The organism is Sphingomonas sp. FUKUSWIS1, assembly GCF_000733135.1.
In the GTDB taxonomy this organism is placed as follows: domain Bacteria; phylum Pseudomonadota; class Alphaproteobacteria; order Sphingomonadales; family Sphingomonadaceae; genus Sphingomonas; species Sphingomonas aerolata.
On the sequence record NZ_JPJC01000181.1, the window covers coordinates 1 to 3,168 of the forward strand.

Below are 3,168 nucleotides of genomic sequence, written 5' to 3' on the forward strand. Positions count from 1 at the left end.
GGGTGAGCTCGGCGCGACCGCAGTCCCCGCCGAGGCGATCCTGACGACTGACACCGACATCTTCAGCCCGAACGCGCTGGGTGCGATCCTGACCGAAATGTCGATCGCCGCGCTCAAGGCCAAGGTCGTCGCGGGCGGCGCGAACAATCAGCTCAGCGTCCGCGAGGACGGTGCGCGACTGCACGCACGCGGCATCCTCTATGCGCCGGATTACGTGATCAACGCGGGCGGCATCATCAATGTCGGGCTCGAATATCTCGGCCAGGGCGACGAAGCCGAAGTGAAGGCCCGGATCGCACGCATCCCCGAGCGGCTGATCCAGGTCTGGGACGAGAGCGACCGCAGCGGCGAACCGTCGTCCGACGTCGCCGATTCGATCGCAAAGCGCCTGATCGGCCGCTAAGTCCGTCCCCCTTTCGCGGGGACGGTGACACGGCGGGCCACTCCCTCTCCCCAGGTGGGGAGAGGGGCTTTAAGTCCGTCACGACTTGCCATAGTGGTAACACCCAGTGGCCACCCTGCACGCCCTTGCCAATCCCGCGCGCTTCCTGAAGATCGCCAGGCCGCTGACGCCTGCTTTGTTCTGGGCGGGCGTCGCGCTGATCGCGCTGGGCTGCTGGGCGGGACTGACGCAGACCCCGCCCGACTATCTGCAGGGCGAGACGGTGCGGATCCTTTACATCCATGTCCCCGCCGCCTGGCTCGGCATGGGCGGCTGGAGCGGGATCGCGATCTCCAGCATCATGCTGCTCGTCTGGCGTCACCCGCTGGCCGGCATCGCCGCACGCGCGATCGCGCTGCCCGGCGCGGTGTTCGCGGCTTTGTGCCTGATGACCGGCTCGATCTGGGGACGGCCGACCTGGGGGACGTGGTGGCAATGGGACGGGCGGCTGACCTCGATGCTGCTGCTGTTCTTCGTCTATCTTGGCTATATGGCGCTGGCGAAGGCGGATGCGGACCGCGGCGGCGACGGGCGCGTGCCCGCGCTCTACGGCGTGGCCGGATCGGTGCTGCTGCCGATCATCCGCTATTCGGTGATCTGGTGGAACACGCTGCACCAGGGGCCGAGCATCGGGCTGACCAAGTCGACGATCGACGGCGCGATCCTCTGGCCGCTGCCGATCATGCTCGCGGGCTTCACCTTCGTCTTCGCCGGCATCGTGCTGATGCGGATGCGGACCCTGCTCGCCACCGCCAAGGCCGAGGCGCGGATGCGTCGGATGGCCAGAGCGTGAAGGTGCGCGCATGACCGCCTGGCCGTTCGTGATTGCCGCCTATACCGTGACGCTGGGCGGCGGCGCCGTCGTCGCGCTGCTCAGCTATCTGGCGATGCGGAAGGCGGAGCGATGAAGGCCAAGCATCAGCGGCTCACCCTCGCGCTGCTCGCGCTCGGCGCGGTCGTCGTCGCGGGGCTGCTCGCTCTGTCCGCGTTGAAGGATCAGGCGTCGTTCTTCTATGCACCGTCCGACGTGAAGCGCGACGGGCTGCCGCTCGGCCGTGCGGTCCGGCTTGGCGGCATGGTCGCGGACGGCTCGGTCAAGCGCGCCGCGGACGGCGTCACCGTCCACTTCACCGTCACCGACGGCGCCGCGACCACGCCGGTTGTCTTCGCCGGAATTGTCCCGAACCTGTTCCGCGAGAAATCGGGGGTCGTCGCCGAGGGGCAGTTCCAGCCCGACGGCCGGTTCGTCGCGTCAAACCTGCTCGCCAAGCATGACGAGAAATACATGCCGCCTGAAATGGCGGGCAAGATGCACGAGACCAAGACGCTCGCACCGGACCGCGGTTCATGATCGCCGAAGCCGGACTCGCGGCGCTCTGGCTCGCCGGCGCGCTGGCGGCGCTGCAATTGGCGATGGCGGTGATCGGGATCGCGCGCGGCCGCGACGACGTTGCCGCGGCGGTGCGCCCAGTGGCGGTCGTCCAGGGCGTGCTCGCCGCGCTGGCGATGGCGCTGCTGATCAACCTGTTCCTCAACTCAGACATGTCGGTGAAGCTGGTCGTCGAGAACAGCCATTCGGCCAAGCCCTGGCTCTACAAGTTCGCCGGCGCCTGGGGCAATCACGAGGGCTCGATGCTGCTCTGGGTGACGATCCTGGGGCTGGCGGGCGGCGCGGTTGCGATCTTCGAACGGTCGCTGCCCGAACGCACTTTGGTCGCGACACTCGGCGCGCAGGCGACGATCGCACTCGGTTTTTATGCGTTCCTGCTCTTCTCCTCCAATCCGTTCGCGCGGCTGACCCCGGCGGCGCCCGACGGGCTTGGGCTCAACCCGCTGCTCCAGGACCCCGGCTTGGCGTTCCACCCGCCGACGCTCTACACCGGCTATGTCGGGCTTTCGGTCGCCTTCTCGTTCGCGGTCGGTGCGCTGGTCACGCGTGACGTCGGGCCGGGCTTTGCCAAAGCGATGCGGCCCTGGGTGCTGATCGCGTGGATCTTCCTGACGCTCGGCATCACCGCGGGCAGCTACTGGGCCTATTACGAACTCGGCTGGGGCGGCTGGTGGTTCTGGGATCCGGTCGAGAACGCGTCGCTGATGCCGTGGCTCGCGGCGACCGCGCTGCTCCATTCGGTGACCGTGCTGGCGACGCGCGACGGGCTGCGCGCCTGGACGATCATGCTTGCGGTCGTCGCCTTCTCGATGTCGATGATCGGCACGTTCCTGGTGCGCTCGGGCATCCTGACCAGCGTCCACGCCTTTGCGGTCGACCCGGAGCGCGGCGCGTTCATCCTCGCGCTGCTCGCCATCTATATCGGCGGCGCGCTCGCTCTGTTCGCCGCGCGGATCGGCACCGTGCGCGCGGGCACGACCTTCGATCCGGTCAGCCGCGAGGGCGGGCTGGTCGCGAACAATCTGCTACTCTCGGTGATCCTCGGCATCGTCCTGATCGGCACGCTCTACCCGATCGTCGCGGCGAGCTTCGGTGTGCAGCTGTCGGTCGGGCCGCCCTTCTTCAACAAGGCGGCGGGGCCGATCGCGCTGGCGCTGGTCGCGGTGATGGCGGTCGGGCCGCTGCTGCGCTGGCGTCGTGACGAGGCGAAGGCGGTCGTCGGCCGGGTCGCGCTGCCGATCGCGGCCACCGTGGTGGCGGCGGTCGCGCTGCTGTTCGTCTGGCCGGGCGTCCTGCCCTGGGCAGGGCTCAGCCTCGCGGCGGGCCTCGCAGTGGC

The 3,168-nt window shown here is 68.8% G+C and carries 3 protein-coding genes and 1 pseudogene; all 4 read left to right on the top strand.

Annotated features, from left to right (window positions below; all coding sequences use genetic code 11):
• Nucleotides 1-403, top strand: a pseudogene (locus tag sphsw_RS11370) (amino acid dehydrogenase); the annotation flags it as partial.
• A gap of 106 nt (nucleotides 404-509) precedes the next feature.
• A complete protein-coding gene (ccmC, locus tag sphsw_RS11375) occupies nucleotides 510-1,235 on the top strand; it encodes a heme ABC transporter permease CcmC (protein WP_031440724.1) in 726 nt (241 codons plus the stop codon).
• Between the two features lie 111 nt (nucleotides 1,236-1,346).
• Nucleotides 1,347-1,793 (top strand): cytochrome c maturation protein CcmE, encoded by a 447-nt coding sequence (gene ccmE, locus sphsw_RS11380; protein ID WP_031395338.1) that lies wholly within the window; start codon nucleotides 1,347-1,349, stop codon nucleotides 1,791-1,793.
• The coding region (locus tag sphsw_RS11385; protein WP_031440725.1) for a heme lyase CcmF/NrfE family subunit at nucleotides 1,790-3,168 on the top strand (1,379 nt) is incomplete at its 3' end. The genes ccmE and sphsw_RS11385, both read left to right, overlap by 4 nt.